Here is a 23,460-nt window from a genome sequence, read left to right on the forward strand (position 1 = left end):
TGGGGCTGCTGCGCAGCCCAACGCGGGGCAAGCCCGCTCACCACAGTTACAGTGTTCCTCCTTAACTGACTGGCATTAGGTGCAAGCTCCCTCCCATATTTGTTCTGCGTCGTCAGATAGACCGGATCACATGCTTGATCTCCTGAAACGCCGCCAGGCCCCACGGCCCCAGCTCACGGCCGATACTGCTCTGCTTGTAACCACCCCATGCGGTCTGCGGGAAGATCACCTGCGGTGCGTTGATCCACACCAACCCGGCCTGCAAGGCATTCGCCACGCGCTCGGTGGTCTCGACGCTACGGCTGACCACGCTGGCCACCAGGCCGAAATCGCTGTCGTTGGCCAGGGCAATGGCCTCTTCCTCAGTGGCAAAAGCCCGTACACACAGCACCGGGCCGAAGATTTCTTCGTTCCACAATGCACTGTCCAGCGGCACGTCGGTAAACACCGTCGGGCGAATGAAGTAGCCCTTCGCCAGGTTCGCCGGGCGTTCGCCGCCACACACCAATCGCGCGCCAGCCTCGACGCCCCGTTGGATATGCCCCAGCACCCGCTGATACTGCACGCGGTTGATCAACGCGCCCATTTCCACGTCGTCGGCAAATGGGTCGGCGACGCGAATCCCTTCAGCCCGGGCCTGCAAGCGTTGCAGGAATTCATCCGCCAGGCTGTCGGCCACCAGCACGCGGCTGGTGGCGGAACACATTTGCCCGGCGTTGAAAAAACCACCGCCACACGCCAGCTCCACCGCCAGGTCGAGGTCGGCATCCGCCAGTACCAGCAGCGAAGATTTACCGCCCAATTCCAGGCTCACGCCTTTGATGGTTTCCGCTGCACGTTGCATCACCTGCACCCCCACGGCGTTGCTGCCGGTGAAGGAAATCTTCGCCACGCGACGGTCTGCGGCCAACGGTGCGCCAACGGCCAAGCCGGTGCCGCAGACCAGGTTGAACACCCCCGCCGGGCAGCCCGCGTCAGCGATGATTTGCGCCAACTGCAACTCCGCCAATGGCGTGACTTCCGAGGGCTTGAGCACTACGCAGCAACCGGCGGCAAGGGCGGGGGCGAGTTTCCAGGCGGTGGTGACCATCGGGAAGTTCCACGGCACGATCAGCCCCACCACGCCGCACGGCTCACGGCGCAGGCGCGCACTGAAGTCATCGCTGGGCAGCGCCACCGGGCGGTCCTGGCCGGCGTCCATGTCGTCGGCGATACCGGCGTAGTACTCGAACGTGGCGATCACATCGTCCACATCGATGCCGGCTTCAAACAGCGGCTTGCCGTTGTTGCTCGATTGCAGGTGCATCAACTGTTCGCGCTGCGCGCTGACGCCTTGGGCGATTTTGCGCAGCAGGTTGGCGCGATCGCGGCCGCTACTTTCCGACCAGTCGATAAAGGCCGCGCTGGCCGCATCCACGGCCTGGGTCACGGCCTGCCCATCGCCGACGCTGACCCGGGCCAGGGTCGCCTCGGTGGCCGGGTTGATCACCTCCAGCACGTCATGGCCGGCACGCCATGCACCGTCGATATACACACCATTCACTACTGCGCTCATACCGCTGTCTCCTTCATCCATAGGTCCTGGTCGATCTCAATCAGCGTCGGCCCTGGGCGATCGGCGGCGGCGCGCAAGGCGTTGCGCAGCTGTGCAACGCTGTGAGCGCTGTCGGCAGCACTGCCGAGGGCCTTGGCCACGCCGATAAAGTCCGGGGTGTAGATGTCTACGCCGACCGGTTCGATGGCGCGGTTGAGCATGTATTTCTTGATCTCTTCATAACCCTGGTTATTCCACAGCAGCACGATGATCGGCGTGCGCGCTTCCACTGCGCTGGCCAGTTCCGGCAGGGTGAATTGCAGCCCGCCGTCACCGATCAAACACACCACCGGTTGCCCATCGCCACGGCCCAACCAGGCGCCGATGGCGGCCGGCAGGGCGTAGCCCAGGGTGCCGTAGCCGGTGGATGAGTTGAACCAGCGGCGCGGGTGGTCGAGGTTCAGGGTCAGGTTGCCGCTGTACACCGGTTGGGTCGAGTCGCCCACCAGCACGGCGCCCGGCAGTGCTTCCAGCACCGTATTGAGGAACAGGGTTTGCGCGCGGGTGGCGGCGTCCCAGGTGGGGACCAGTTCGGCCCACAACCGGGCGACGCGCTGAGCGCCCCAGTCGGTGTGGCGGGGGCCCAGCGGCGTGCGGTTCAAGTCGGTCAGCAAGGCATCGGCGGCGATCTGCGCATCGGCCACCAGTGCGAGGTGCGGCGGGTAATTGCGCACGGTCTGGTCGGGGTCGATATCGATGCGCAGCAGCGCGCCGGGTATCTCGAAGCCACCGGCGAAGGTCACGTCGTAGTCGGTCTCGGCCAGCTCGGTGCCGATGGCCAGCACCACATCGGCCTCGGCCACCAGCGCGCGGGTAGCGACCAGGGACTGGGTGGAGCCGATCAGCAGCGGATGCTCGGAAGGCAGCATGCCCTTCGCATTGATGGTCAGGGCCACCGGCGCGCCGAGGGTTTCGGCCAGGCGGGTCAATTCGGCGGCCGCCTCAATCGCGCCGCCACCGGCCAGGATCAGCGGGCGTTTGGCGGCGGCGAGCAACTGGCTCATCTGCCTGACCGCCGCCGGTGCCGCACCGGCACGGGTGACGTTGATCGGCTTGCTGCCCAACAGTGCATCGGCGTTTTCCACCAGCACATCCAACGGAATCTCGATATGCACCGGGCGCGGCCTGCCGGCCTGGAACAACGCAAACGCCCGCGCCAGCACGGCGGGCAATTCCGCTGCCGACATCAAGGTATGGGAGAACGCCGCCACGCCGGCCATCATCGCGCCCTGGTTCGGCAGCTCATGCAGTTTGCCGCGCCCGCCGCCCAACTGGCTGCGCGATTGCACGCTGGAAATCACCAGCATCGGGATCGAGTCGGCGTAGGCCTGGCCCATGGCGGTGGTGATATTGGTCATGCCGGGGCCGGTGATGATGAAACACACGCCCGGTTTGCCACGGGTGCGCGCGTAGCCGTCGGCCATAAAGCCGGCGCCCTGTTCGTGGCGCGGGGTGACGTGGCGGATGCTCGAGCGGGCCAGGCCGCGATACAGCTCCACGGTGTGCACGCCGGGGATACCAAACACCTGGTCCACGCCGTAGCGTTCCAGGAGGTTGACCAATACTTCGCCGCAGGTCGCCATAGGTGTCGCTCTTGTTATGGAATCGTGGCGGTATTGGAACGGCTGGCCCGTAGCGGCAACAATCGATAAAAAGTCATACTAGCCATGTCTTCACGTCATGGCTGCGCCCTTATGAAACGCCTTCCGCCCCTGCCCGCGCTGCATACCTTCTGGGTCACGGCCCAGTGCTGCAACTTCACCCGCGCCGCCGAGCAACTGCACATCACCCAAGGCGCGGTGAGCCGGCAGATCGCCGGGCTGGAGAGCCATTTGGGCTACGCCTTGTTCCAGCGCCAGGCACGGGGGTTGAGCCTGACCGAAGAAGGTCGCGAGTGGTCGCAACGGGTGCAGCAGGTGTTTGGCCTGCTCGGTGACGCGCTGGAACAGATCGGCAATCGCCGCCATACCTTGCAAATCAAGGCCTCCACCTGTGTCATGCGCTGGTTGTTGCCGCGCTTGATGCAGTGGCAAAAGGAACGCCCGGATGTGCCGGTTGAACTCACTACCACCGTGGCCTACAGCGTGGATTTTCGTCGCGAGCAATTCGACGCGGCGGTTATCTATGCGCCCATCGCCGAGCAGTCGGCCGAGGCGCGGCACTTGTTCGATGAGCAACTCACCCCGGTCTGCGCCCCCGCGCTGCTCGCCGGTTTGCACACCCCGGCGGACCTGCAGCAACAGGTGCTGTTGCACCCCACCCGGGACGAGCGCGATTGGGCGCGGTGGCTCAAGGCAGCGGATACGCGGTTGAGCAACTTGAGCCAGGGGCATCATTTCGAAACGTTGGACTTGGCGATGAACGTGGCCTCCCAGGGCTCCGGGGTGGCGATGGGCGACAGTGCGTTGATGGGCGAGGATCTCAAGGCGGGGCGCTTGGCGATGCCGTTTGAACTGCGCGTGCCGACGGGGAAGGGGTACTACCTGGTGTATCCGCCGGGGACGGTGCCGTCGGCAGGGCTTGAAGCGTTGATGGACTGGTTGGTGAGCCAGGCACGACAGTCGTAGGCGCTGGAGGTCCAAATGTGGGAGGGGGCAAGCCCCCTCTCACAGGTGTCAGTAGCCGACGGTGAAGCGCTGGCGCGAGTGCTTCGGTGTTTCCACTTCGTCGAGCATGGCGATGGCGTAGTCGGCAAAGCTGATCGAGCTGCTACCGTCACTGCTCACCAGCAAATCATCCTGGCCCAGGCGGAATTTACCGGTGCGTTCGGTGCCATCGAACAAGGCCGACGGCGACAGGAATGTCCAATCCAGGTCCTTTTCCTGACGCAGCACGTCAAGAAACTCGGCGCCCGCACTGGCTTCGGCCTTGTATTCGGCCGGGAAGCCCGCGCTGTCGATCACCCGCCCGCCATCCGGCAGCCGCAACGAACCGGCGCCACCCACCACCAGCAGGCGTTTCACCCCGGCTTTTTTCACCGGGCCGATCACAGCGCTGGCGGGCAGCGTGGCGAAATGTGCCGCGCTGATCACCACATCGCTGCCGCTGATGGCTTGTTCCAGGGCATTGGCATCCAGTGCATCAACCTGCTTGACGGTGACGCCGGGGCGTACAGCCAGCTTGTCGGTGTTACGCGCGATAGCCACCACGCTATGCCCACGACGCAGGGCTTCTTCCAGCAATTGGCTGCCGGCACGGCCAGTGGCCCCAATGATTGCGATCTTGCTCATGATGTTCTCCAGTACGGTCAGGGTTTAAAGCCATTCACCACTTCATTTCGCCCTTGGCGACTTTGGCGCTCAGTTCCAGCGAGCTTTCGTCGGCGAGGGTGGGGTAACGCTTTTTCATGGCCGCGATCAGGGCGGCGGCGTCCTTGGCCTTGGCGGTTTCTACGTCGAAGGCCTTGATGTAATCGGCAGTAAAGGCCACGGATTGCGGCGACGGCGTGCCCAGGTAGTGGCCCGGAATCAGCGTGCGTGGCTTCAGCTGTTCGATGCGTTGCAGGGTCGCAAGCCAGTCTTTATGGGATTGCGCGCTTTGGGTGTCGGCCATCCACAGGTGAATGTTTTGCGCGACCACCACGCCCCCGACCACGGCCTTGATCGACGGGATCCACACGAAGCTGCGGTCCGGCTGCGGGCCATCCAGGCCGATCACCTCCAGTTGCTGCCCTTCAAGGGTCAGGCTGTGGCCTTGCAGCACCTGGGGCACGATGGTTTTGCCCGGTTTGTCGGCACCCATTTTCGGGCCCCAGAACTCAAGTTTGCCGGCCACGGTGGCGTTGATATGGTCGACCACCGGTTGCGGTGCCAGCACCTTGGCGTCGGGGAATGCGGCGGTCAGGGTATCGAGGCCGAAGTAGTAATCCGGGTCGCCGTGGCTGATGTAGATGGTGGTCAGGTGTTTGCCGCTGGCGCGGATCTTCTGCACCAGTTGCTCGGCCTGGCTTTTGCCGAATTGTGCGTCCACCAGGATCGCGTCTTTGGCGCCGCTGACCAGCACCGAGCTGACCGGGAAGATCGCCGCCTCGCCTGGGTTGTAGACATCCAGGGTCAGGTCGGCCGCCGCTGCATGGCCGGCAAACGCCAAGGCAGCGGTGAAGGTCAAGCGCTTGAGGGTTGAGAACATCGGGCGGCTCCAGCAGTGAGTTCAAAGGATGCACAGAGCTTAGTTGCACTAAACGAGACTAAAAATGCGATGCTGGGACATAGTTTGTTTCTGAAATCGGGCAAATCATGGATCGTCTTCAAGCAATGCGCGTGTTTGTCACGGTGGTGGACCTGGGCAGTCAGTCCGCCGCTGCCGATCATCTGGACCTGTCCCGCCCTGTGGTGTCGCGTTACCTGGCTGAGCTGGAAGACTGGGTCGGCGCGCGCCTGTTGCACCGCACCACCCGCAAGCTCAGCCTTACGGCGGCCGGTGGCGAAACCCTGCCACGCTGTCGGCAACTCCTGGAGTTGTGCGGCGATATGCAGGCCGCCGTCAGTGAGCCCGATAATGCGCCCCGTGGCCTGTTACGCCTGAGTGTCAGCACCTCGTTCGGCCAGGCGCAATTGGCCGAGGCTATTGCCGAGTACGTCAAACGCTACCCCTTGGTGACGATTGACCTGCAAATGCTCGACCGCACGGTGAACCTGGTGGACGAGCGCATCGACCTGGCAATCCGCACCAGCAACGACCTGGACCCCAACCTGATCGCCCGGCGCCTGACGGTCTGTCGCTCCGTGGTGTGCGCAACCCCGGCCTACCTGTTGGAGCACCCGGCGCCGCAGAAAGTCGAGGACCTGGCCCGGCACAACTGCCTGACCCATTCGTACTTCGGCAAAAGCCTGTGGCATTTCGAGGAGCACGGCGAGCACGTCTCGGTGCCGGTGCACGGCAATATCACCGCTAACGAAGCGAGTACGTTGTTACGCGTGACGCTGGCCGGTGCGGGGGTGGCGATGTTGCCCAGCTACCAGGCCGGCGATCACATCCGCCGCGGTGAACTGGTACGTCTGCTACCCGAGGCCGAACCCCGGCAGATGAACATCTACGCGGTCTATGCGTCGCGCAAACACATGCCATCGGCGTTGCGCAGCTTGCTGGATTTCCTGGTGGTGAGGTTCCCCGAGGAGCCGGTGTGGGATAGGTGTCTTTAGGGCGACATAACCCTGTTGAATGTCGCCCAATAATGGCAACTCGCCCTGGTTGACCTATGCTTTAAACAGCACCCTGTAGATCCGCTCAGAGGTCTGTGCCATGAGCATTAAAACCCGCAAATACCTGATGATTTTCTTCCTCTGCGCCTTGGCGACCGGCCTGTATGGCACCGCCGCCTACCGCGTGGAGCAGACCCGGATGCAGCCGACCTTTGCGATCAGCTGCCATCAGGACCAATGCGTTCCCCACACCGGCAGTTTCAGTGCACTCAGGTAGACGGTTGTTCGGCCTTGAGTTGTTCGCGAAACGCCTTGGGTGAGAACCCGACCCGTCGGCGGAACAGCCGAGAGAAGTTGGTTGGGTCGGAAAAACCCAGTACTTCCGACATTTCATTGATGGTCATGCTGGTGTAGGTCAGCAGGCGCTTGGCCTCGAGTAATTGACGGTCATGCATGATCTGCAAGGCAGGTTGCCCGCCCAGTTCCCGACACGTCCCATTCAGGTGTGAGACCGAGATACCCAGTTTGTGGGCCAGATCCTCAATCTTCGGGTGTTCCCGATAGTGCTGTTCAACCAATTGCGTAAAGCGCCGGAAATACTCGCGGCCCCTTGGCGCACGCGGGTGGCGACGCTGGATGGCCTGGCGGCTGATCCACACCAGCAGCACACTGACCAGCGCATGCATCAGCATATCCCTGGCCGGTTGGTCGTCGGCGTATTCGTCCTGCAGGCGGGCGAACTGGCTGTTGAGGTAGTCACTGTCCTTGCCCGCCGGGTAGCTGCCCAGGGTCTGCAAACCGCCTGCCGTTGCGCCCAGCTGGGCTTGCAAGTGGCTGACCAGCGGTGCCGCCAGGGTGACTACATAGCCTTCCACATCTTCGGCAAAGCGAAACCCATGCACGCACAACGGCGGCAATACCTGCAGCGTGGCTTCTTTGAGGGTGGTGCGCTGGCCTTCGATTTCCAACTCGGCCTGGCCTTTGTGCACGTACAGCAGTTGGCACAGATCCGCGTGCCGGTGGGGCTGGATTTCCCACTGGTATTCCCGACTGCGCCGGGAAATGGTTTCGCAGTGCAACAAATCGGGGGTCGGCCATTGCTGGCTTTCTCCGTAAAGCTTGAAGACCGGAATCGCGGTGTTGGTCATGGTTTCAATCCGATACTCAGGACAGTGGTGCGGTAATCGCCCAAATTGGCAAAAAGCGCAGGTTTTGTCGCAGTTTTCACCTTCTTATACTGCGCACTCAAGTGAAAACTGTCAGCCACAAGATCAATGACAACTCTTTCACTCGATCCGTTCGGGTGGAACTTGCGGGCGATAAAAATAATGAAAACCCTGAAAACCCAAGTCGCCATTATTGGCGCCGGTCCCTCCGGACTCTTGCTCGGCCAGCTGTTGCACAACGCCGGTATCCAGACCCTGATCCTGGAGCGCCAGAGTGCCGACTACGTACAAGGCCGCATCCGCGCCGGGGTGCTGGAACAAGGCATGGTCAACCTGCTGCGCGAGGCGGGCGTGAGCCAGCGCATGGATGCCGAAGGCCTGGTGCATGATGGCTTCGAGCTGGCGCTGGACAATCAACTGACCCACATCGACCTCAAGGCGCTGACCGGCGGCCAATCGGTGATGATCTACGGCCAGACCGAAGTCACCCGCGACCTGATGGCCGCCCGCGCCGCCGCTGGCGCCACCACCCTGTATGAAGCACGCGACGTGCAGCCCCATGATCTTAAAAGTGATCGACCCTGGCTGACGTTCGAGCATCAGGGCCAGGCGTTTCGCCTGGAGTGCGACTACATCGCAGGCTGTGATGGTTTCCACGGTGTGGCGCGCCAGTCGATCCCGGCTGAATCGCTGAAAGTATTCGAGCGCGTCTACCCCTTCGGTTGGCTGGGCATCCTCGCCGACACCCCGCCGGTGCACGAGGAACTGGTGTACGCCAAGCACGCCCGGGGTTTCGCGCTGTGCAGCATGCGTTCACCGACGCGCAGCCGCTATTACCTGCAAGTGCCGGCCGAGGAACCCGTGGATGAATGGTCGGACGAACGCTTCTGGGCCGAACTGAAAATGCGCCTGCCCAACGACCTCGCCGAACAGTTGGTCACCGGGCCATCCATCGAAAAAAGCATCGCGCCCCTGCGCAGCTTTGTGGTGGAACCGATGCAGTACGGGCGCCTGTTCCTGCTCGGTGATGCGGCCCATATCGTGCCGCCCACGGGGGCCAAGGGCCTGAACCTGGCGGCCAGCGACGTGAGCACGTTGTTCCGGATTTTGCTCAAGGTGTATCGCGAGGGACGGGTGGACTTGCTCGAACGTTATTCCGCCATCTGCCTGCGCCGGGTGTGGAAGGCCGAACGGTTTTCCTGGTGGATGACCTCGATGTTGCATCAATTCCCTGAGTCCGACGGATTCAGCCAGCGCATTGCCCAGAGCGAGCTGGAGTACTTCATCCACTCCGAAGCCGGGCGCCAGACCATTGCGGAAAATTACGTCGGACTTCCTTACGAGCCTATCGAATAGCCTGCTATCGTATCGAGCATTCCCGCGGGCCGCCTTTTCCCGCGGGCCTTGCTCGAAGGTTCTGCCGTGACTCAGCTCAATCAGCCCGCGCCACCGCTCCCCGCGGTGCGCAGTATTCTCGCCTCGTTGATGATGGCGATCTTCCTCGGTGCCCTGGACCAGACCATTGTCGCGGTGTCCATGCCCGCCATCTCCGCGCAATTCCACGACGTCAACCTGCTGGCCTGGGTCATCTCCGGTTATATGGTGGCGATGACGGTGGCGGTGCCGATCTACGGCAAGCTCGGCGACCTTTACGGGCGGCGGCCGATGATGCTGATCGGCATGGGCCTGTTCACCGTCGCTTCGTTGTTCTGCGGCATGGCCCAGAGCATGGAGCAACTGGTGCTGGCGCGGGTGCTGCAGGGCATCGGCGCCGGCGGGATGATCTCGGTGAGCCAGGCGATCATCGGCGACATCATCCCGCCCCGTGAGCGCGGGCGCTATCAGGGCTATTTCAGCAGTATGTACGCGGTGGCCAGCGTGGCCGGGCCGGTGTTGGGCGGCTACATGACCGAGTATTTATCCTGGCGTTGGGTGTTCCTGATCAACCTGCCGTTGGGCGCCGGTGCCTGGTACGTGGCCCATCGCACCCTGGTGGGGCTGCCGGCACCGCAACGCAAGCCGATCATCGATTACCTCGGCACCGTGCTGATGATCATCGGTCTCACCGCCTTGCTGTTGGGCATCACCGAAATCGGCCAGGGCCATCATTGGCGTGACAGCCAGGTGCTGGGGCTGCTGGCCTGTGCCCTGGTGGCATTGACCCTGTTCGTCTGGCACGAGCGCCGCGCCCGCGAGCCCTTGCTGCCGATGCACCTGTTTGCCAACCGCAGCGCGGTGCTGTGCTGGTGCACGATTTTCTTCACCAGCTTCCAGGCGATTTCCCTGACGGTGCTGATGCCCTTGCGCTTTCAGACAGTGACCGGCGGCGGTGCCGACAGCGCCGCCTTGCATTTGCTGCCCCTGGCGATGGGCCTGCCCATCGGCGCCTATTGCGCCGGGCGCATGACCTCGGTGACCGGGCGTTACAAACCGATGATCCTAAGCGGCGCGCTGTTGAGCCCGCTGGCGATCCTGGGCATGGCCTACAGTGCGCCCCAGGATATGCTGCTGACCGGCGTGTGCATGTTGCTGTGCGGGATCGCCGCCGGCATGCAGTTCCCCACCTCCCTCGTGGGGGCGCAGAACTCGGTGCAGCAACGGGACATCGGCGTTGCTACCAGCACCACCAACCTGTTCCGCTCCCTGGGCGGCGCGGTGGGGGTGGCGTGCATGTCGGCGTTGCTGCTGGCGTTGTTGCAGGACTCCAGCTTCGCCCACCTGGCCAGCGGTGCGCTGGTGGTCGAAGGCGGTTCCGGCAACGTGCTGCTCGACGGCCTGAACGCCGCGCCAGGCCCGGCGCAGGATGCCCTGCGCGGGGAGCTGGGGGTGACGTTCAGGCATTTGCTGCTGGTGAGTGCGGGGGTGTCGCTGCTGGGGTTGGCGGCGGCGATCGCGATGCCCAATCGCGTGCTGCGCGGGCGGGAAGACAAAACCCGCTGACTGACACAATAGAGATTTGATGTGAGAGGGGCTTACCCCCTCCCACATTTGAATGCATTCCAGTTCAGATCAGGGGCTGTAGTAACCCACCGCAACCATGAAATGCCCGGCCTTGCGCACATACGCATGCTTGTTCTCGACCTTATCCGTCACCGGGTTTTTCCAACGGTACTTGTATTCCCCCTGGTCCTGCTCGGCCATCAGCTTGAGGATCGGCTCGCCCACCGGCTTGCCGTCGGGGTCCTTGATCTTGCTGAAGTCGGTGTTGATCAGGCGCAGGTTGGTGCCATGGGCCACGTAGCGCTGGGTGTTCAAGTCCACGACAAACACATAGAGGTCATCCTGCAGGAAACCGCCCTGCAATGAGTTGATGGCCTTGAGTGTGCCGGCTTCATCCTTCAGCAATGCGTTCACCGCCTTGTTGCGCAGGGCCCGGGCCTGTTCCGGGGTGGCGCGGGGCAGGTAATAACCCACGGCCAGGATGCGCTCGCCGACGCGCTGGTAAAACACATGCTTGTGCTCGACCTTGCCGTCGTTCCAGTTCTGCCAGCGGTAGTCGGCCTGTTGGATACCCTGGCCTTCCGGCACCTTGAGCGCGTCCTTGAATGACTGGCGCAACTCTGGCCCGAGTACCTCGGACACATCCCGACCGATCAAGGCGGAGGAGGGCCCGCCGCTGGCCAGCAGCACGCCCTGGGTGTCGACCACGAATACGTAGCGGTCATGGTCGACAAACTCGCCTTGGCGGCTGAACACGGCGAGCGCCTTGTCGCCGTTGCTCTGGTAGTAGGCCAGGGCTTTTTCCAGCAGGGCCTTGGCGGCCTGGGCGTCCTCGTCCTGAGTGGTCGCGGCGTGTACCTGGCTGAAACACAACAGCAGCAGCCAGGTGATGCGGAGCAGTCCCTTCATGTCCCGTCCCTCGTTCTTATTGATGTGGGCACAGCGTAGACGGCTCTGGCTCAGGGCGCCGCCAACCATTGGCTGACGATGCCGTCGTAGACGCCGGTGGCCACGCTCAGGTGCAACCACTGGTCGACATAGCTCTTCCACGCCACATCATCACGGGGCAGCAGGAAGGCTTTTTCGCTGTACTGCATCTGCCGCTCCGGGTTGACCGCGCACAACCCGGGCTTTTGCTTCTGCTGGTAACGCGCTTCGCTGGCGTCGGTGATCATCACGTCGGCCTTGCCGGCCAGCAGTTCGTCGAAGATGGTCACGTTGTCGTGCAGGCGGATTTGCGCCTGGCCCAGGTGGGCGCGAGCGAAGACTTCGTTGGTGCCGCCCGCCGGTTCGATCACGCGCACCTGGGGCTGGTTGATCTGCTCCACGGTCTGGTAGCGCTTGACGTCGGCGCAACGCACCAGCGGGATCTTGCCGTCGACCCCGAGGGACTGGCTGAAGAAGGCTTTTTTCTGGCGTTCCAGGGACACCGAAATCCCGCCCACGGCGATGTCGCAGCGCTGGGCGAGGAAGTCCGGCATCAGGGTTTTCCAGGTGGTGGGCACCCACTGGATCCTGGCATTGAGGCTCTTGGCCAGGGACTCGGCCATGGCAATGTCGATGCCTTCATAGCTGCCATCAGTGCGCAACGAGGTGTAGGGCTTATAGTCGCCGGTGGTGCAGACGCTGAGGGTGCCGCGCTCAAGCACCTGGTCAAGGCGCGAGGGGGCGGTGTCGGCCAGGGCGGAGGTGGCCAGGCTTGCCAGTACGCACAGGGTTATCGTTGTTTTCATGCGATCGGGTCCTTGGGGCATGCTCGGGGGCGGTCATTATTTCCAGCAAGGGCCAAGGTAGCAATGCGCGGCGAATGTTTAGCCAAGTCGCAACCAAACTCCATCAACCCTGAATTTAAACACCTATGCGGGCGTGTGACGCTGGGGGCATCTCTATCATTGTGATCCACCCATGGGCGGCTCTTCCGACACTCACCCTGCGACACTGCCCTCCGAGCTCGCCTTCTGGGCCCTGTTCCACTGCCGCCACGCGCGCCCGCCAGACTCCCTTCTCCTACGCTGATTTACCCCACGGATGACGCACTCTTGTGCGCGCCTGCCTGAAACAAACGTACGAGAACCCCCCATGAGTGTTTTTGCCAGCCTGCACGAAGCCCACGCCTTCCTTGAACAGCATCCGGACATCGAGATGTTCGAGCTGTTTATCCTCGACAACAACGGCGTGCCGCGCGGCAAGTTGCTGCACCGCGACGAATTGCTGGCGGTGTATGAAAGCGGCCGTCCGTTGCCCAGCACCATCCTCGGCCTGACCATCAATGGCGACGATGTGGAAAATTCCGGGCTGGTGTGGGAAGTGGGCGATATCGACTGCCGGGCCTACCCGATCAGCGGCAGTTTGCAGCACATGCCATGGCGGCTGATCCCCACTGCCGCGGTGCAGGTCAGCATGCACCCCACCGAAGGCCTGCCTGCCACCGTGGCCGACCCCCGGCATTTGCTGGCCAAGGTGATCGAGGGCCTGAACGCCGACGGTTATTACCCGGTGATGGCGGCGGAACTGGAGTTCTACCTGCTCGACCAGAAACCCGACGGCAATGGCCGCCCGCAACCCGCACGGGACGTGGACGGCGGGCGCCCACGCGCGACCCAGGTCTACGGCCTGCGTGAGCTGGAGCAGATCGAACCGTTCCTCGCCGACCTTTACAGCGCCTGCAAACTGCAAGGCATTCCGGCGCGCACGGCAATCTCCGAATACGCCCCGGGCCAGGTGGAAATCACCCTGGAACACCGCGCCGATGCCCTGCAAGCCATGGACGAAGCGGTGCGCTACAAGCGCCTGGTCAAGGGCGTGGCGCACAAGCACGGCATGGCGGCGTGCTTCATGGCCAAGCCGTTCGATGACCTGGCGGGCACCGGCATGCATATGCACGTCAGCCTGGCCGACGCCGAGGGCAACAACCTGTTCGCCAGTGAAGCCGCCGACGGCACGCCACTGCTGCGCCACGCAGTGGGGGGCATGCTCGGCACCCTGCTCGATTCACTGCTGATGTTCTGCCCCAACGCCAACTCCTATCGCCGTTTCCAAACCAACAGCTATGCGCCGCTGGCCGCCACCTGGGGCGTGGACAACCGCACCGTCAGCCTGCGGATACCGGGTGGTCCGGCCCATTCCCGGCATATCGAACACCGCATTTGCGGCGCCGATGCCAACCCTTACCTGGCGGCGGCCGCGATCCTGGCGGGCATCCACCGTGGCCTTCGCGAACAACTCGACCCCGGTGCCCCGGTGGAAGGCAACGGCTACGCCCAGGCCAAGGCGTTGCTGCCCACCGATTGGCTCACCACCCTGCGCGCACTGGAGGCTTCAAGCTGGGCGCGGGAGGCGTTCGGCAGCGAGTTCCTGGGCGTGTACCTGGCGGTGAAACATGCTGAATACCGCCAGTTCATGGGCGAGGTGGGCGAGCAGGACTGGCGTTGGTATCTGCATCAGGCGTGATGGTTTTTACGGTGGTGAGGGCTTCGACCTTTTTTTCACGTTGCAAGGGTTAAGCTGCGAATCAAGGTCGTTCACTACCGTTTCAGTCACATGAGCCTGCGATGTCGCCACAACCTCCTTCTTCCATCGAGATCGAATACGCCGAACGCTGTGGCCTTGAGCACGCCAGGGTCTGCGGTGACACGCGCCCGCCCGGTCTGCGCCAGCGCCTGGCGTCATGGCGCGACGAGTGGTTGGTGCGCCAGGCGCTCAAGGTCGCTGGCGAGCCGGGGCTGATCCTGGACCTGGCCTGCGGCTCGGGGCGCTTCTGGCCGGTGTTGGCCGAGCACGTCAACCGGGTGATCCTGGCCTCGGACAATTCCCAGGACATGCTCGACCACGCCCGTAGCCACCATCCGCCGTCATTGCTCAAGCGCGTCAAGACCTTCCAGGGCTCGGCGTTTTCCATCGGTTTGTCGGCGAATGCGGTGGATTGCATTTTCTGCCTGGAGTTGTTTCGTCATGTGCCCAGCAGCGAAGGGCGCATGGCGTTGCTGCGCGAGTTTCACCGGGTCAGCCGCGACACGGTGATTGTGTCGGTACCCTCGCGTACCGCTGTGGAAGAGGAATTTCGCCAGGCCGGGTTCAAGGTCTTGAGTCAGCAGGAATTCATGCCCGGCTCCAGCCTGTGGCGGGCCTACGTTCTTCGTAAGAAAGGATAACTCCCTCTTGTCGGACTATTCTTCATCTCCTGTCTGAGTTTTCATGGTTGCCTGTGCACTGCGGATGCTCGCTAGCCCCGTTCGCGATATATACTGCGCGCCATTCTTCAAGGGAGAGCCGTGTGGCCATCGATATTCACTGGATCTGCGACAACGATAGCCTCGGCCAGCATTGCGCCGAATGGCAGCAGTTGCCATTCGTCGCCCTCGACACCGAATTCATGCGGGTCGACACCTTTTATCCCATTGCCGGGCTGATCCAGATCGGTGATGGCGTACGCGCTTACCTGATCGATCCCCTGACCATCGACAACTGGCAACCCCTGGCCGCGTTGCTGGAGAACCCGGCGGTGATCAAGGTGGTGCACGCCTGCAGCGAAGACCTTGAGGTGTTGCTGCGCCTGACCGGCAGCCTGCCGGTGCCGTTGTTCGACACCCAATTGGCCGCCGCCTACCTGAACCTCGGCTTCTCCATGGGCTACTCGCGCCTGGTGCAAGCCGTGCTCGATATCGAGTTGCCCAAGGGCGAGACCCGCTCGGACTGGCTGCAGCGGCCATTGTCCGAGACCCAGGTGAGCTACGCCGCCGAAGACGCCGTGCACCTGGCCGAGGTCTACACTCGCCTGCGCCCGCGCTTGTCGGATGATAAATACGCCTGGGTCCTGGAAGACGGCGCCGAACTGGTTGCCAACCTGCGCCGCGAAGTCGACCCGTACGAGGTCTACCGTGACGCCAAGCTGGCGTGGAAACTGTCCCGTGCCCAGCTCGCCGTATTGCGTGAACTCTGCGCCTGGCGCGAGCAGCAAGCCCGCGCCCGTGACCTGCCGCGCAACCGCATCATTCGCGAACACTCGCTGTGGCCCCTGGCCAAATCCCAGCCGGACAACCTCGCCGCCCTGGGCAAGATCGAAGACATGCACCCGCGTACCGTGCGCCAGGATGGCCAGTTCCTGCTGGACCTGATCAAGCGTGCCGGCAGCGTTTCCATGGACCAGTGGCCGCCGGCCGTGGCTGAACCGCTGCCGGTGGACGCCGCCACGCTGATCAAGCAACTGCGCGCCCTCGGCCAGACATTCGCCGAGCGCCTGGACATGGCGCCGGAACTGATGCTGCGCAAGAAAACCCTCGAAGCCCTGGTTAAAAGTGGCTACCCCGATGGGCCTTACCAATTGCCAGACTCGCTGCGTGGCTGGCGCCGCGAGTTGATGGGCCAGGCGCTGCTCGACAGCCTGGCCACTGCCGGAGAACAGCCTTGAAACGTATTTGCTCCATCTATCGCAGCCTGAAAAAAGACGGCATGTACCTCTACGTGCTCAAAAGCGACGCCCTGGAGCGCGTGCCGGAGCCCTTGATGGCGGCGTTCGGCAAACCGCACCACGCCTTCGACATGGTGCTGACGCCGGAGCGCAAGTTGTCCCGCGAAGACATCATCGTGGTGCTGGAAAATCTCGACAAGCAGGGCTATCACCTGCAAATGCCGCCGGCCGAGGATGAGTACATCGAGCACCTGCCCGAAGAGCTGCTGCGTCGCAACGACCCGATGTGATCGGGCAGTGCCTCGCCCGGGGCACAGGTTTCAATTGAATCGTATTAGTGGGCGGTGGCCGTAGGGAAGCGGGCGGCCGTCTGCACTGTTTTTGAAAGGTTTGAACCATGCGTGTTCTGATTGCTGAACAGGATCACCCGCTCTACGCCCAATTGCTCAATGAAGCGGCGCCGGACCTGGAGGTGCTCACCAGCGGCGACTCGGCCGAGCTGTCGCGCCTGGCCGCCGATTGCCCGGTATGGCTGGGCCAGCCGGACCTGTTGGCGACGCTGTTGCGCCAGGGCCACCAGCCGCAGTGGCTGCAATCGACCTGGGCCGGCATTACGCCGCTGCTGGCCGAAGGCTTTCCCCGCGACTATCGCCTGACCCGCGCCGTCGGCATTTTTGGCCAGGTCATGGCCGAATTTGTCCTCACCTACATGCTGGGCCACGAGCGTGAAGTACTGGCGCGACTGGTCAGCCAGGTCGAGCGCAAGTGGGACAGCCGCACCGGCCAGAGCCTGGCGGGGCGCAAGGCGTTGATCGTGGGTACCGGCGACATCGGCCAGCGTGTCGCCGAGTTTCTCGTGCCGTTCGGCGTCAAGTTGTACGGCATCGCCAGCACTGCGCGGGAACAAGCGCCGTTTATCGAAGTGGCCGGGCTCGACCAACTGGGTCGGTTGGTGGGGGAGGTGGACTACGTGATCAACCTGCTGCCCAACACACCGAACACCCATGACCTGTACGACGCCGCGCTGTTCAAGCAGTTCAAGCCGACCGGTTTGTTCATCAACGTCGGGCGCGGTGTGGCGGTGGTGGATGCCGATCTGGTCGAGGCCCTGAAAGAAGGGCACCTGGCCGGCGCGGTAATCGACGTGTGCCGCCAGGAACCGTTGCCCCAACGCCATCCGTTCTGGACCGCCTGGGGCCTGCTGTTGACCGGGCACAGCTCCGCGCCGACCTCGCCGCCGATGATGGTGGAGTTGTTCCTGGAAAACCTGCGCGCGTACAAGGCCAAGCAAGCCTTGCGTGGGGAAGTGGATTTCGAGCGCGGTTACTGAGGCGGCGCTGGGAGAAAATGTGGGAGGGGGCAAGCCCCCTCCCACATTTTGAGATTGCGTCAGTTTCAGAGGCTGAAATCACCTTCTGACACCAGCTCGCTCAGCGGCTTGCGCGGGCTTGGCGCTTCACGGCCTTGCAGGTACTCCGGCAAGGTCGATTTGTCGCCCAGCTTGCCCACCGCAACGGCGGCATGCAGCGCATACCCCTGTGGAATCTTCAGCTCCTTGCGCGTCAGCTCCTGATCGAAGCCAGCCATGCCGTGGGTGTGCCAGCCGCTGAGGCTGGCTTGCAGCGCCAGGTGGCCCCAGGCCGAGCCGGTGTCGAAGGTGTGCCACAGTGCCGGGGTTTCTTCCGTGGCGCCGGGGGCAATGAAGTCGGTTTTCGAGGCAATGATCACCAGGGCCGACGCATGCTGTGCCCAGCTGCGGTTGAATTCATTCAGCAGGCCCAGGAAGCGCTCCCAGTCCGGCGTGTCACGGCGTGCGTAGAGAAAACGCCAAGGCTGCGAGTTGTAGGCCGACGGTGCCCAGCGTGCGGCTTCGAAGAAGCTCAGCAGGGTTTCCTGCGGGATGCTCTCGCCGGTAAAGGCACGGGGCGACCAGCGTTCGGTGAACTGGGTATGGATCGGGTAATCGGCAACGCGTGTCATGGGCAGCTCCTGATCGTCAATTCGGCGCTCAAAGCTACTGCGCCCCCGCTAGACTGACAAGTCTTGTCATACCGACAGTCGTAAGCGCTTGGCCCCAGGGGCCTTGGGCACTAGACTGGCGGCCTTTTCACCTACCGATACCGATGTAGAGCCATGGCCGCCAAAGTCGAACCTTTCTGGATACGCAAAACCCTTGAACACCTCGACCAGGAGGAGTGGGAGTCGTTGTGCGACGGCTGTGGCCTGTGCTGCCTGCAAAAGCTTGAGGATGAAGACGACAACAGCGTCTATTACACGCGCATCGCCTGCAAGCTGCTGGACCTGAAAACCTGCCAGTGCACCGACTACCCCAACCGCCGCGCCTCGGTACCCGACTGCATCCAGCTCACCCCGGGCCAGGCCGACCAGTTCAAATGGCTGCCGCCCACCTGCGGCTACCGCCTGGTCAGCGAGCGCAAGGACCTGCCGTTGTGGCACCACCTGGTCTGCGGCGACCGCGATGCCGTGCACCACGAACGCATTTCCCAGTCCGGGCGCATGCTCAGCGAAGGCAGCGTGCCCGAGGACGACTGGGAGGATTACCTGATCTTTCGCGCGGGCTGAACAAGGAGTGTGTATGAGGGCGGGAACCAAGTTGGCGGCAAGTCTGGTGTTGCTGGCGTTGAGCATGCCTGCGTGGTGCGCGAAGAAAGTCGACCTGGATTATCACGTCAAGCTGCTGCCCCAGAGCGAGCAGGCCGAGGTGCGGGTGAGCCTGTCCCAGGGTTCGGCGGTGCGCAGCCTGAACTTCGACCTGGGCCGCACCGGCGACTACAGCGACTTCAAGGCCGATGGCCAGTGGAGCGTCAATGACCACCGCGGCCTGTGGCAACCTAGCGCCAACAAGGCCAGCCTGACCTATCGGGTGCGCCTGAGCCACGCGCGCAAACCGGGTATTTACGAAGCGCGGATGACCCCGAGCTGGGCGCTGTTTCGCGGCGAGGACCTGGTGCCGCCCGCACGCCTCGACCAGCAGGACGGCGTCGAACTGGTCTCGCGCCTGGTGTTCGAACTGCCGGCCGGCTGGAAAAGCATCGAAACCGCCTGGCCGCGCATCGGCAAGAACAAGTTCCGCATCGACAACGTCTCGCGCCTGTTTGACCGGCCCACCGGCTGGATGCTCGCCGGCACCCTGGGCAGCCGCCGCGTGCGCCTGGGCGAGACCGAAGTGACCATCGCCTCGCCCAAGGGGCAAGCCATGCGGCGGATGGATGTGCTGACACTGCTGACCTTTGTCTGGCCGCAGGTGGAAGCGGCGTTCCCACGTCATCCGGCCAAGCTGCTGGTGGTGGGCGCCAGCGATCCGATGCGCCGTGGTGCGGTCTCGGCGCGCGACTCGATCTACCTCAACAGCCGCACGCCGCTGGTCAGCGAGAACGGCAGCAGCCCGTTGATCCGTGAAGTGGTGCAGGCGATTGGCCGCTTCAACGACCACGACACCAGTGACTGGATCAGCGAGGGGCTGGCGGAGTACTACGCCATTGAGCTGGTGCGCCGTGCCGGCGGGGTGACCGATGAGCGCTATCAGGCGATACAGGCGCGCTTGGCCAGGGACGGCAAGGACGTGACCAGCCTGCGCGGCGACCACGTCAGCGGTGCGACGGTGTCACGGGCGGTGGTGGTGTTGCAGGAGCTGGATCGCGAGATCCGCGTAAAGACTCACAACAAGCGCTCCCTGGATGACCTCGCTCAGGCGGTGATGCGCGCCAACAGCATCACCACCGCGGAGTTTGTGCAGTTGGCCGAGAGCATCATTGGGGAATCGTCGGTGGTACTGGACAGCAAGCTGCTGCGCTGAGCCCTCGCCATACACAAAACAAAAGGTGGGAGGGGCCAAGCTCTAATGCCATGTAGGAGCGAGCTTGCTCGCGAAAAACGTCAACGATAACGCGTGCTTCCTGAATGAACGCGGCGCCTGTGAGTTTTTCGCGAGCAAGCTCGCTCCTACATGATGGCATTAGGACTTGCCCCCCTCCCACATTTGAAGCTAACCAGTGGTTTTAACCGCTTTCTCAGCCGCCACTTCCGCCTTGGTCTTCAGGTTTTTCAGCTCTGCACCGGCACGTTCGATCTTCGTGCGCACGCTGTTCATTTCCTGACGGCCCTGTTCCAGCTTGTCTTTAAGCGCGCTGTGCCCGGTAAAGCCGCGCGCCAGGGCCACGCCGCCGATCGCCACCTGAATCAAGCCGAAAATCCCGCCACGGCGCAGGCCTTTGCCCACCATCATTACGCCACCGGCCACCGAGCCGATACGTTCCCAGCCGTGCACGTTCTGGGTGGGCTGATTCTGGAAGGGGGTGTGTTCGATGATAGGTCGCAAGGTTGTGCTGTCGCTCATGATCTGTCTCCAACAAGGGCAAGTGTATGCAGCTGACTGCGCGCAGGCGCCGGATGTTCCCAAAAGATCAGTACTTGGGGCCCGAGCGGGTGTTGTTGCCCTTGGCCATGCGGTCGTAGAGCACCACGTTGACGGTGGCGGCCAGGTTCATGCAGCCGGTGGTGGGGATGTACACGACGTCTTCGCACCAGTCGCGGATGTCTTTATCCAGGGACCCGTCTTCAGGGCCGAAGATATACAGCGCGCGGTCGGGGTGCGTGTACTCGGGCAGCGGGCGGGCGCCGTCCACCAGCTCCACGGCGACCGGGATGCAGCCCAGGGGCAGGATCTTCTTCAGGTCATCGATGCCGATCAGCGGAATGTCGTGGTGGACCTTCTTGGTGTCGGTGACGAAGTCCCGGGCGCGCTCGTAGCGCACGCCGGTGTAGAACACCGAGGCCACGCCGTAGCAGCCGGCGGCACGCATGACCGAGCCAACGTTTTCGGGGGATTTGGGGTTATACAGACCGATGCAGCTGTAGCGTTTATTGCCCACGGGAAAGGGTGCCTTGGAGAAAAGCGGCGATTATACGGCCTGAAGCTGGTGTATTGCTTGGGGTAACGCTATCGGGAGCAAGCCCCCTCCCACATTTGAAATGTGTTCACAGCTCAAAATGTGGGAGGGGGCTTGCTCCCGATGAGGCCAGGACAGGCAACGACACTCTTCAGTCGTCTTTCTTCATCAACCCCGCCAACGCCGCAAACGGGTTATGCGTGGCCTTGGCGATCGTCGGGCTGCTGGTGGAGCCTTCGCCGAAGTACTGCTGGTCGGTGTAGCGCGAGTGTTCGTTGTCGTGGCAGTACAGGCACAGCAACTCCCAGTTCGAGCCATCCTGGGGATTGTCATCATGATTGTGGTTACGGTGGTGTACGGTAAGTTCGCTCAAGCGCTTGCCGGCGAACTCACGGGCGCAGCGGCCGCACACGTGGGGGTACATCTTCAGGGCTTTGTCGCGGTAGCCCATTTCCCGGTCGCGCTGGGCGTCGGCAAGGATGCGGTCCAGCTTGGCGGTGTGGGAGGGCGGGTTGGTCGAGCTCATCATGGCTCCTGGCTGTTTGGTGGTCACGGATAGCGTTGATTCTAGCCGCTTGCGTCGCAAATGACCGCTGGGATCGATTTACTTTACTCATAAGGATCTGAAAAACATGCGTCTGCTTTCATGGACTGTTGCACTGCTACTGTGTGTCGTTACCCTCCAGGCCCAGGCGTTCTCGACGCCCAAGCCCGGGCAAGTGATCGAAGTTGCCCTTGAACAATTGCATCCGACCCAGGCGGTGGTGGGCTTCGACCAGATCTACTACAGCCTGGGCCTGTTCGCCGACAAACCCGCCAAGGTCTTCGATGAATACTGCGAAACCAACGGCCAGGGCGAGGCCGACAAGGTGCCCAGCAAGGCTGACCTGCATCAGCCCGACAGCTTCACCTGCAAGGACCCGGTGGGCACCCACCCCGAGGACATGAAAACCGTGGTGGTCGGCCCCGCCGGCCAACTGTACCTGACCGACGGTCACCACAGTTTCACCACCTTGTGGGAAGTGCCCGGCGGCGGCCCGCGCTTGAAGATGTGGGTCAAGGTCACCGACGACTTCAGCAACAGCCCGAACATGGCGAGCTTCTGGCAGCGCATGGAAGCGGCCCGCAAGGTCTGGCTCAAGGACAACCAGGGCCAGGCCCTGCCGCCGGAACAACTGCCGGCGCACCTGGGCTTCAAGAACCTGCAGGACGACACCTTCCGCAGCCTGGTGTATTTCACCCGCAAGGCCGCCTATGGCAAGCCGGATGGCGGCGAGATCGCACCGGAGTTCCTGGAGTTCTATTGGGGTAACTGGCTGCGCACGCAGATTGATCTGGGCCAGTACAACCTGAACAAGAAAGGCGGCTACAAGGACGCTATCGAAGCGGTCGCCAAGCGCATGGTCAGCCTGGCGCCGGGCTCACAGGTGGGTGACAGCGGTTTCACCGCCCATCAACTGGGCGGCATGACCCGGCTGGACCGCGATGAGCTGGAGAAGACCTTCGACAAAAAAGTGCCGTACGTGATCGACTACCGCAAATCCCACGACTGACAGGGATCAACATGTGGGAGGAGGGCGTCTTGGGAAGCGTGCTCAGCCCTTGAGCTTCTCCGCAATCCAGATGGTGTGCCGGGTGCCCTTGTTGCCATGGGCAAACACCTGCACTTCCTCGGCCTTGAAACCGGCCTTGCGCAGTTTGTCGTTGAACAGTTTGTCGGCGCTGGCGGACCACACCGCCAGCACGCCCTTGGGCCGCAGGGCCTTGGCGCAGGCAGCCAGGCCACCGGCGGAATAGAGCCAGCTGTTGGCCTTCTGCGTCAGGCCTTCGGGGCCGTTGTCGACGTCGAGCATGATCGCGTCAAAGCCCTGGGGCTCGGCCTGCAGCACCTTGGCCACGTCTTCCATGCGGATCACCGTGCGCGGGTCCAGCAGTGGGCGGCCGGACTTTTCCCCCAATGGCCCCCGGTTCCACTCCACGACACCGGGCACCAGTTCCGCCACCACCACTTCGGCGGTCTTGCCCAGGTGCTTGAGCGCCGAGGCCAAGGTGAAGCCCATGCCCAACCCACCGATCAGTACCCGTGAGCCCGGGCGCCCCGCGACCTTGCGGCAAGGGATTTCCGCCAGCGCGTCTTCGGAGCCGTGCATGCGCGTGTTCATCAACTGGCCGCCGTCACCGCCCTGGATCTTGATGACAAAGTCTTCACCGTATTCGAACAGGCACAAGGCACCGCCGTTGTCGGGGATCGGGGTGGTGTCCAGCAGAACGAAACGTTTCATGGAAATCTCATTGGGAAGGG

25 protein-coding genes are annotated in these 23,460 nt (G+C 63.0%); 13 read left to right on the forward strand and 12 right to left on the reverse strand.

The annotated features are described in order from the left end of the window. Positions 1-112: 112 nt before the first annotated feature. Positions 113-1,555, reverse strand: a complete 1,443-nt coding sequence (locus AC07OP_RS28055; RefSeq protein ID WP_495101209.1) for an aldehyde dehydrogenase family protein — start codon at positions 1,553-1,555, stop codon at positions 113-115. Continuing rightward, positions 1,552-3,177: a 5-guanidino-2-oxopentanoate decarboxylase gene (locus AC07OP_RS28060; protein WP_495101210.1), complete on the reverse strand. Its 1,626-nt coding sequence runs from the start codon at positions 3,175-3,177 to the stop codon at positions 1,552-1,554. The genes AC07OP_RS28055 and AC07OP_RS28060 overlap by 4 nt, the downstream gene beginning before the upstream one ends. Before the next feature lie 111 nt (positions 3,178-3,288). Between AC07OP_RS28060 and AC07OP_RS28065 the strand changes: the two genes are divergently transcribed. Then, on the forward strand, positions 3,289-4,161 hold the full coding sequence (locus AC07OP_RS28065; RefSeq protein ID WP_495101211.1) for a LysR substrate-binding domain-containing protein: 873 nt from the start codon (positions 3,289-3,291) through the stop codon (positions 4,159-4,161). Between the two features lie 48 nt (positions 4,162-4,209). Here the strand turns inward: AC07OP_RS28065 and AC07OP_RS28070 are convergent, their stop codons facing one another. Both AC07OP_RS28070 and AC07OP_RS28075 read right to left on the reverse strand, forming a co-directional pair. Then, positions 4,210-4,824 carry an NAD(P)-dependent oxidoreductase gene (locus tag AC07OP_RS28070; protein ID WP_495101212.1) on the reverse strand — a complete coding sequence of 205 codons (615 nt, stop codon included), beginning with the start codon at positions 4,822-4,824 and terminating at the stop codon, positions 4,210-4,212. A gap of 34 nt (positions 4,825-4,858) precedes the next feature. After that, positions 4,859-5,722 carry an MBL fold metallo-hydrolase gene (locus AC07OP_RS28075; protein ID WP_495101213.1) on the reverse strand — a complete coding sequence of 288 codons (864 nt, stop codon included), beginning with the start codon at positions 5,720-5,722 and terminating at the stop codon, positions 4,859-4,861. A gap of 107 nt (positions 5,723-5,829) precedes the next feature. Here AC07OP_RS28075 and AC07OP_RS28080 point away from each other — a divergent pair, with 107 nt between their 5' ends. Both AC07OP_RS28080 and AC07OP_RS28085 read left to right on the forward strand, forming a co-directional pair. After that, on the forward strand, positions 5,830-6,735 hold the full coding sequence (locus tag AC07OP_RS28080; protein WP_495101214.1) for a LysR family transcriptional regulator: 906 nt from the start codon (positions 5,830-5,832) through the stop codon (positions 6,733-6,735). Between the two features lie 100 nt (positions 6,736-6,835). Then, positions 6,836-7,012 carry a hypothetical protein gene (locus AC07OP_RS28085; protein WP_162844255.1) on the forward strand — a complete coding sequence of 59 codons (177 nt, stop codon included), beginning with the start codon at positions 6,836-6,838 and terminating at the stop codon, positions 7,010-7,012. Here AC07OP_RS28085 and AC07OP_RS28090 read toward each other — a convergent pair. Beyond that, entirely contained in the window at positions 7,005-7,883 is an 879-nt protein-coding gene (locus AC07OP_RS28090; protein WP_495101215.1) for a helix-turn-helix domain-containing protein, read from the reverse strand. The genes AC07OP_RS28085 and AC07OP_RS28090 overlap by 8 nt on opposite strands. 189 nt (positions 7,884-8,072) lie before the next feature. Between AC07OP_RS28090 and pobA the strand changes: the two genes are divergently transcribed. After that, on the forward strand, positions 8,073-9,257 hold the full coding sequence (gene pobA, locus AC07OP_RS28095; protein ID WP_495101310.1) for a 4-hydroxybenzoate 3-monooxygenase: 1,185 nt from the start codon (positions 8,073-8,075) through the stop codon (positions 9,255-9,257). 66 nt (positions 9,258-9,323) lie between these two features. Next, complete coding sequence (locus AC07OP_RS28100) at positions 9,324-10,841, forward strand: MDR family MFS transporter (protein WP_051429325.1); 1,518 nt, start codon at positions 9,324-9,326, stop codon at positions 10,839-10,841. A 69-nt stretch (positions 10,842-10,910) separates the two neighbouring features. Here the strand turns inward: AC07OP_RS28100 and AC07OP_RS28105 are convergent, their stop codons facing one another. Together AC07OP_RS28105 and AC07OP_RS28110 are read right to left on the reverse strand one after the other, a co-directional pair. After that, entirely contained in the window at positions 10,911-11,750 is an 840-nt protein-coding gene (locus AC07OP_RS28105; protein ID WP_092356617.1) for a cache domain-containing protein, read from the reverse strand. A gap of 50 nt (positions 11,751-11,800) precedes the next feature. Further along, positions 11,801-12,574 carry a transporter substrate-binding domain-containing protein gene (locus tag AC07OP_RS28110; RefSeq protein ID WP_495101216.1) on the reverse strand — a complete coding sequence of 258 codons (774 nt, stop codon included), beginning with the start codon at positions 12,572-12,574 and terminating at the stop codon, positions 11,801-11,803. A 346-nt stretch (positions 12,575-12,920) separates the two neighbouring features. Between AC07OP_RS28110 and AC07OP_RS28115 the strand changes: the two genes are divergently transcribed. The 5 genes from AC07OP_RS28115 to AC07OP_RS28135 all read left to right on the forward strand — a co-directional run bounded on the left by AC07OP_RS28115 (position 12,921) and on the right by AC07OP_RS28135 (position 17,578). Continuing rightward, on the forward strand, positions 12,921-14,291 hold the full coding sequence (locus AC07OP_RS28115) for a glutamine synthetase family protein (protein WP_495101217.1): 1,371 nt from the start codon (positions 12,921-12,923) through the stop codon (positions 14,289-14,291). Between the two features lie 101 nt (positions 14,292-14,392). Then, entirely contained in the window at positions 14,393-14,992 is a 600-nt protein-coding gene (locus AC07OP_RS28120) for a class I SAM-dependent methyltransferase (protein ID WP_065938922.1), read from the forward strand. 122 nt (positions 14,993-15,114) lie between these two features. Next, positions 15,115-16,248 (forward strand): ribonuclease D, encoded by a 1,134-nt coding sequence (gene rnd, locus AC07OP_RS28125; RefSeq protein WP_495101218.1) that lies wholly within the window; start codon positions 15,115-15,117, stop codon positions 16,246-16,248. Continuing rightward, positions 16,245-16,538 carry a YcgL domain-containing protein gene (locus tag AC07OP_RS28130; RefSeq protein WP_027604276.1) on the forward strand — a complete coding sequence of 98 codons (294 nt, stop codon included), beginning with the start codon at positions 16,245-16,247 and terminating at the stop codon, positions 16,536-16,538. Before rnd ends, AC07OP_RS28130 begins: the two co-directional genes overlap by 4 nt. Positions 16,539-16,645: 107 nt before the next feature. Further along, on the forward strand, positions 16,646-17,578 hold the full coding sequence (locus AC07OP_RS28135) for a D-2-hydroxyacid dehydrogenase (protein ID WP_495101219.1): 933 nt from the start codon (positions 16,646-16,648) through the stop codon (positions 17,576-17,578). 65 nt (positions 17,579-17,643) lie between these two features. On the opposite strand, the gene AC07OP_RS28140 is transcribed toward AC07OP_RS28135, so the two are convergent. Next, positions 17,644-18,228 (reverse strand): nitroreductase family protein, encoded by a 585-nt coding sequence (locus AC07OP_RS28140; protein WP_495101220.1) that lies wholly within the window; start codon positions 18,226-18,228, stop codon positions 17,644-17,646. 153 nt (positions 18,229-18,381) lie between these two features. Between AC07OP_RS28140 and AC07OP_RS28145 the strand changes: the two genes are divergently transcribed. After that, positions 18,382-18,831, forward strand: coding sequence for a YcgN family cysteine cluster protein (locus tag AC07OP_RS28145; RefSeq protein WP_003172524.1), 450 nt, complete (start codon positions 18,382-18,384; stop codon positions 18,829-18,831). Positions 18,832-18,844: 13 nt separating this feature from the next. Further along, complete coding sequence (locus AC07OP_RS28150; RefSeq protein ID WP_027604273.1) at positions 18,845-20,065, forward strand: hypothetical protein; 1,221 nt, start codon at positions 18,845-18,847, stop codon at positions 20,063-20,065. Positions 20,066-20,254: 189 nt separating this feature from the next. Here the strand turns inward: AC07OP_RS28150 and AC07OP_RS28155 are convergent, their stop codons facing one another. From AC07OP_RS28155 to AC07OP_RS28165, 3 genes are all read right to left on the reverse strand, one after another. Continuing rightward, positions 20,255-20,605 (reverse strand): YgaP family membrane protein, encoded by a 351-nt coding sequence (locus AC07OP_RS28155; protein ID WP_027604272.1) that lies wholly within the window; start codon positions 20,603-20,605, stop codon positions 20,255-20,257. 67 nt (positions 20,606-20,672) lie between these two features. Further along, a complete protein-coding gene (locus tag AC07OP_RS28160; RefSeq protein WP_027604271.1) occupies positions 20,673-21,140 on the reverse strand; it encodes an RNA methyltransferase in 468 nt (155 codons plus the stop codon). A 169-nt stretch (positions 21,141-21,309) separates the two neighbouring features. Further along, on the reverse strand, positions 21,310-21,684 hold the full coding sequence (locus tag AC07OP_RS28165) for a YajD family HNH nuclease (protein ID WP_003210675.1): 375 nt from the start codon (positions 21,682-21,684) through the stop codon (positions 21,310-21,312). Between the two features lie 106 nt (positions 21,685-21,790). On the opposite strand from AC07OP_RS28165, the gene AC07OP_RS28170 reads away from it, so the two are divergent. Next, positions 21,791-22,711, forward strand: a complete 921-nt coding sequence (locus AC07OP_RS28170) for a ParB/Srx family N-terminal domain-containing protein (RefSeq protein WP_495101221.1) — start codon at positions 21,791-21,793, stop codon at positions 22,709-22,711. Between the two features lie 42 nt (positions 22,712-22,753). Here the strand turns inward: AC07OP_RS28170 and AC07OP_RS28175 are convergent, their stop codons facing one another. Then, positions 22,754-23,440: a spermidine synthase gene (locus tag AC07OP_RS28175; protein WP_495101222.1), complete on the reverse strand. Its 687-nt coding sequence runs from the start codon at positions 23,438-23,440 to the stop codon at positions 22,754-22,756. Positions 23,441-23,460: the final 20 nt, after the last annotated feature.

The sequence above is a fragment of the Pseudomonas sp. GW821-FHT09D08 genome (assembly GCF_059416305.1).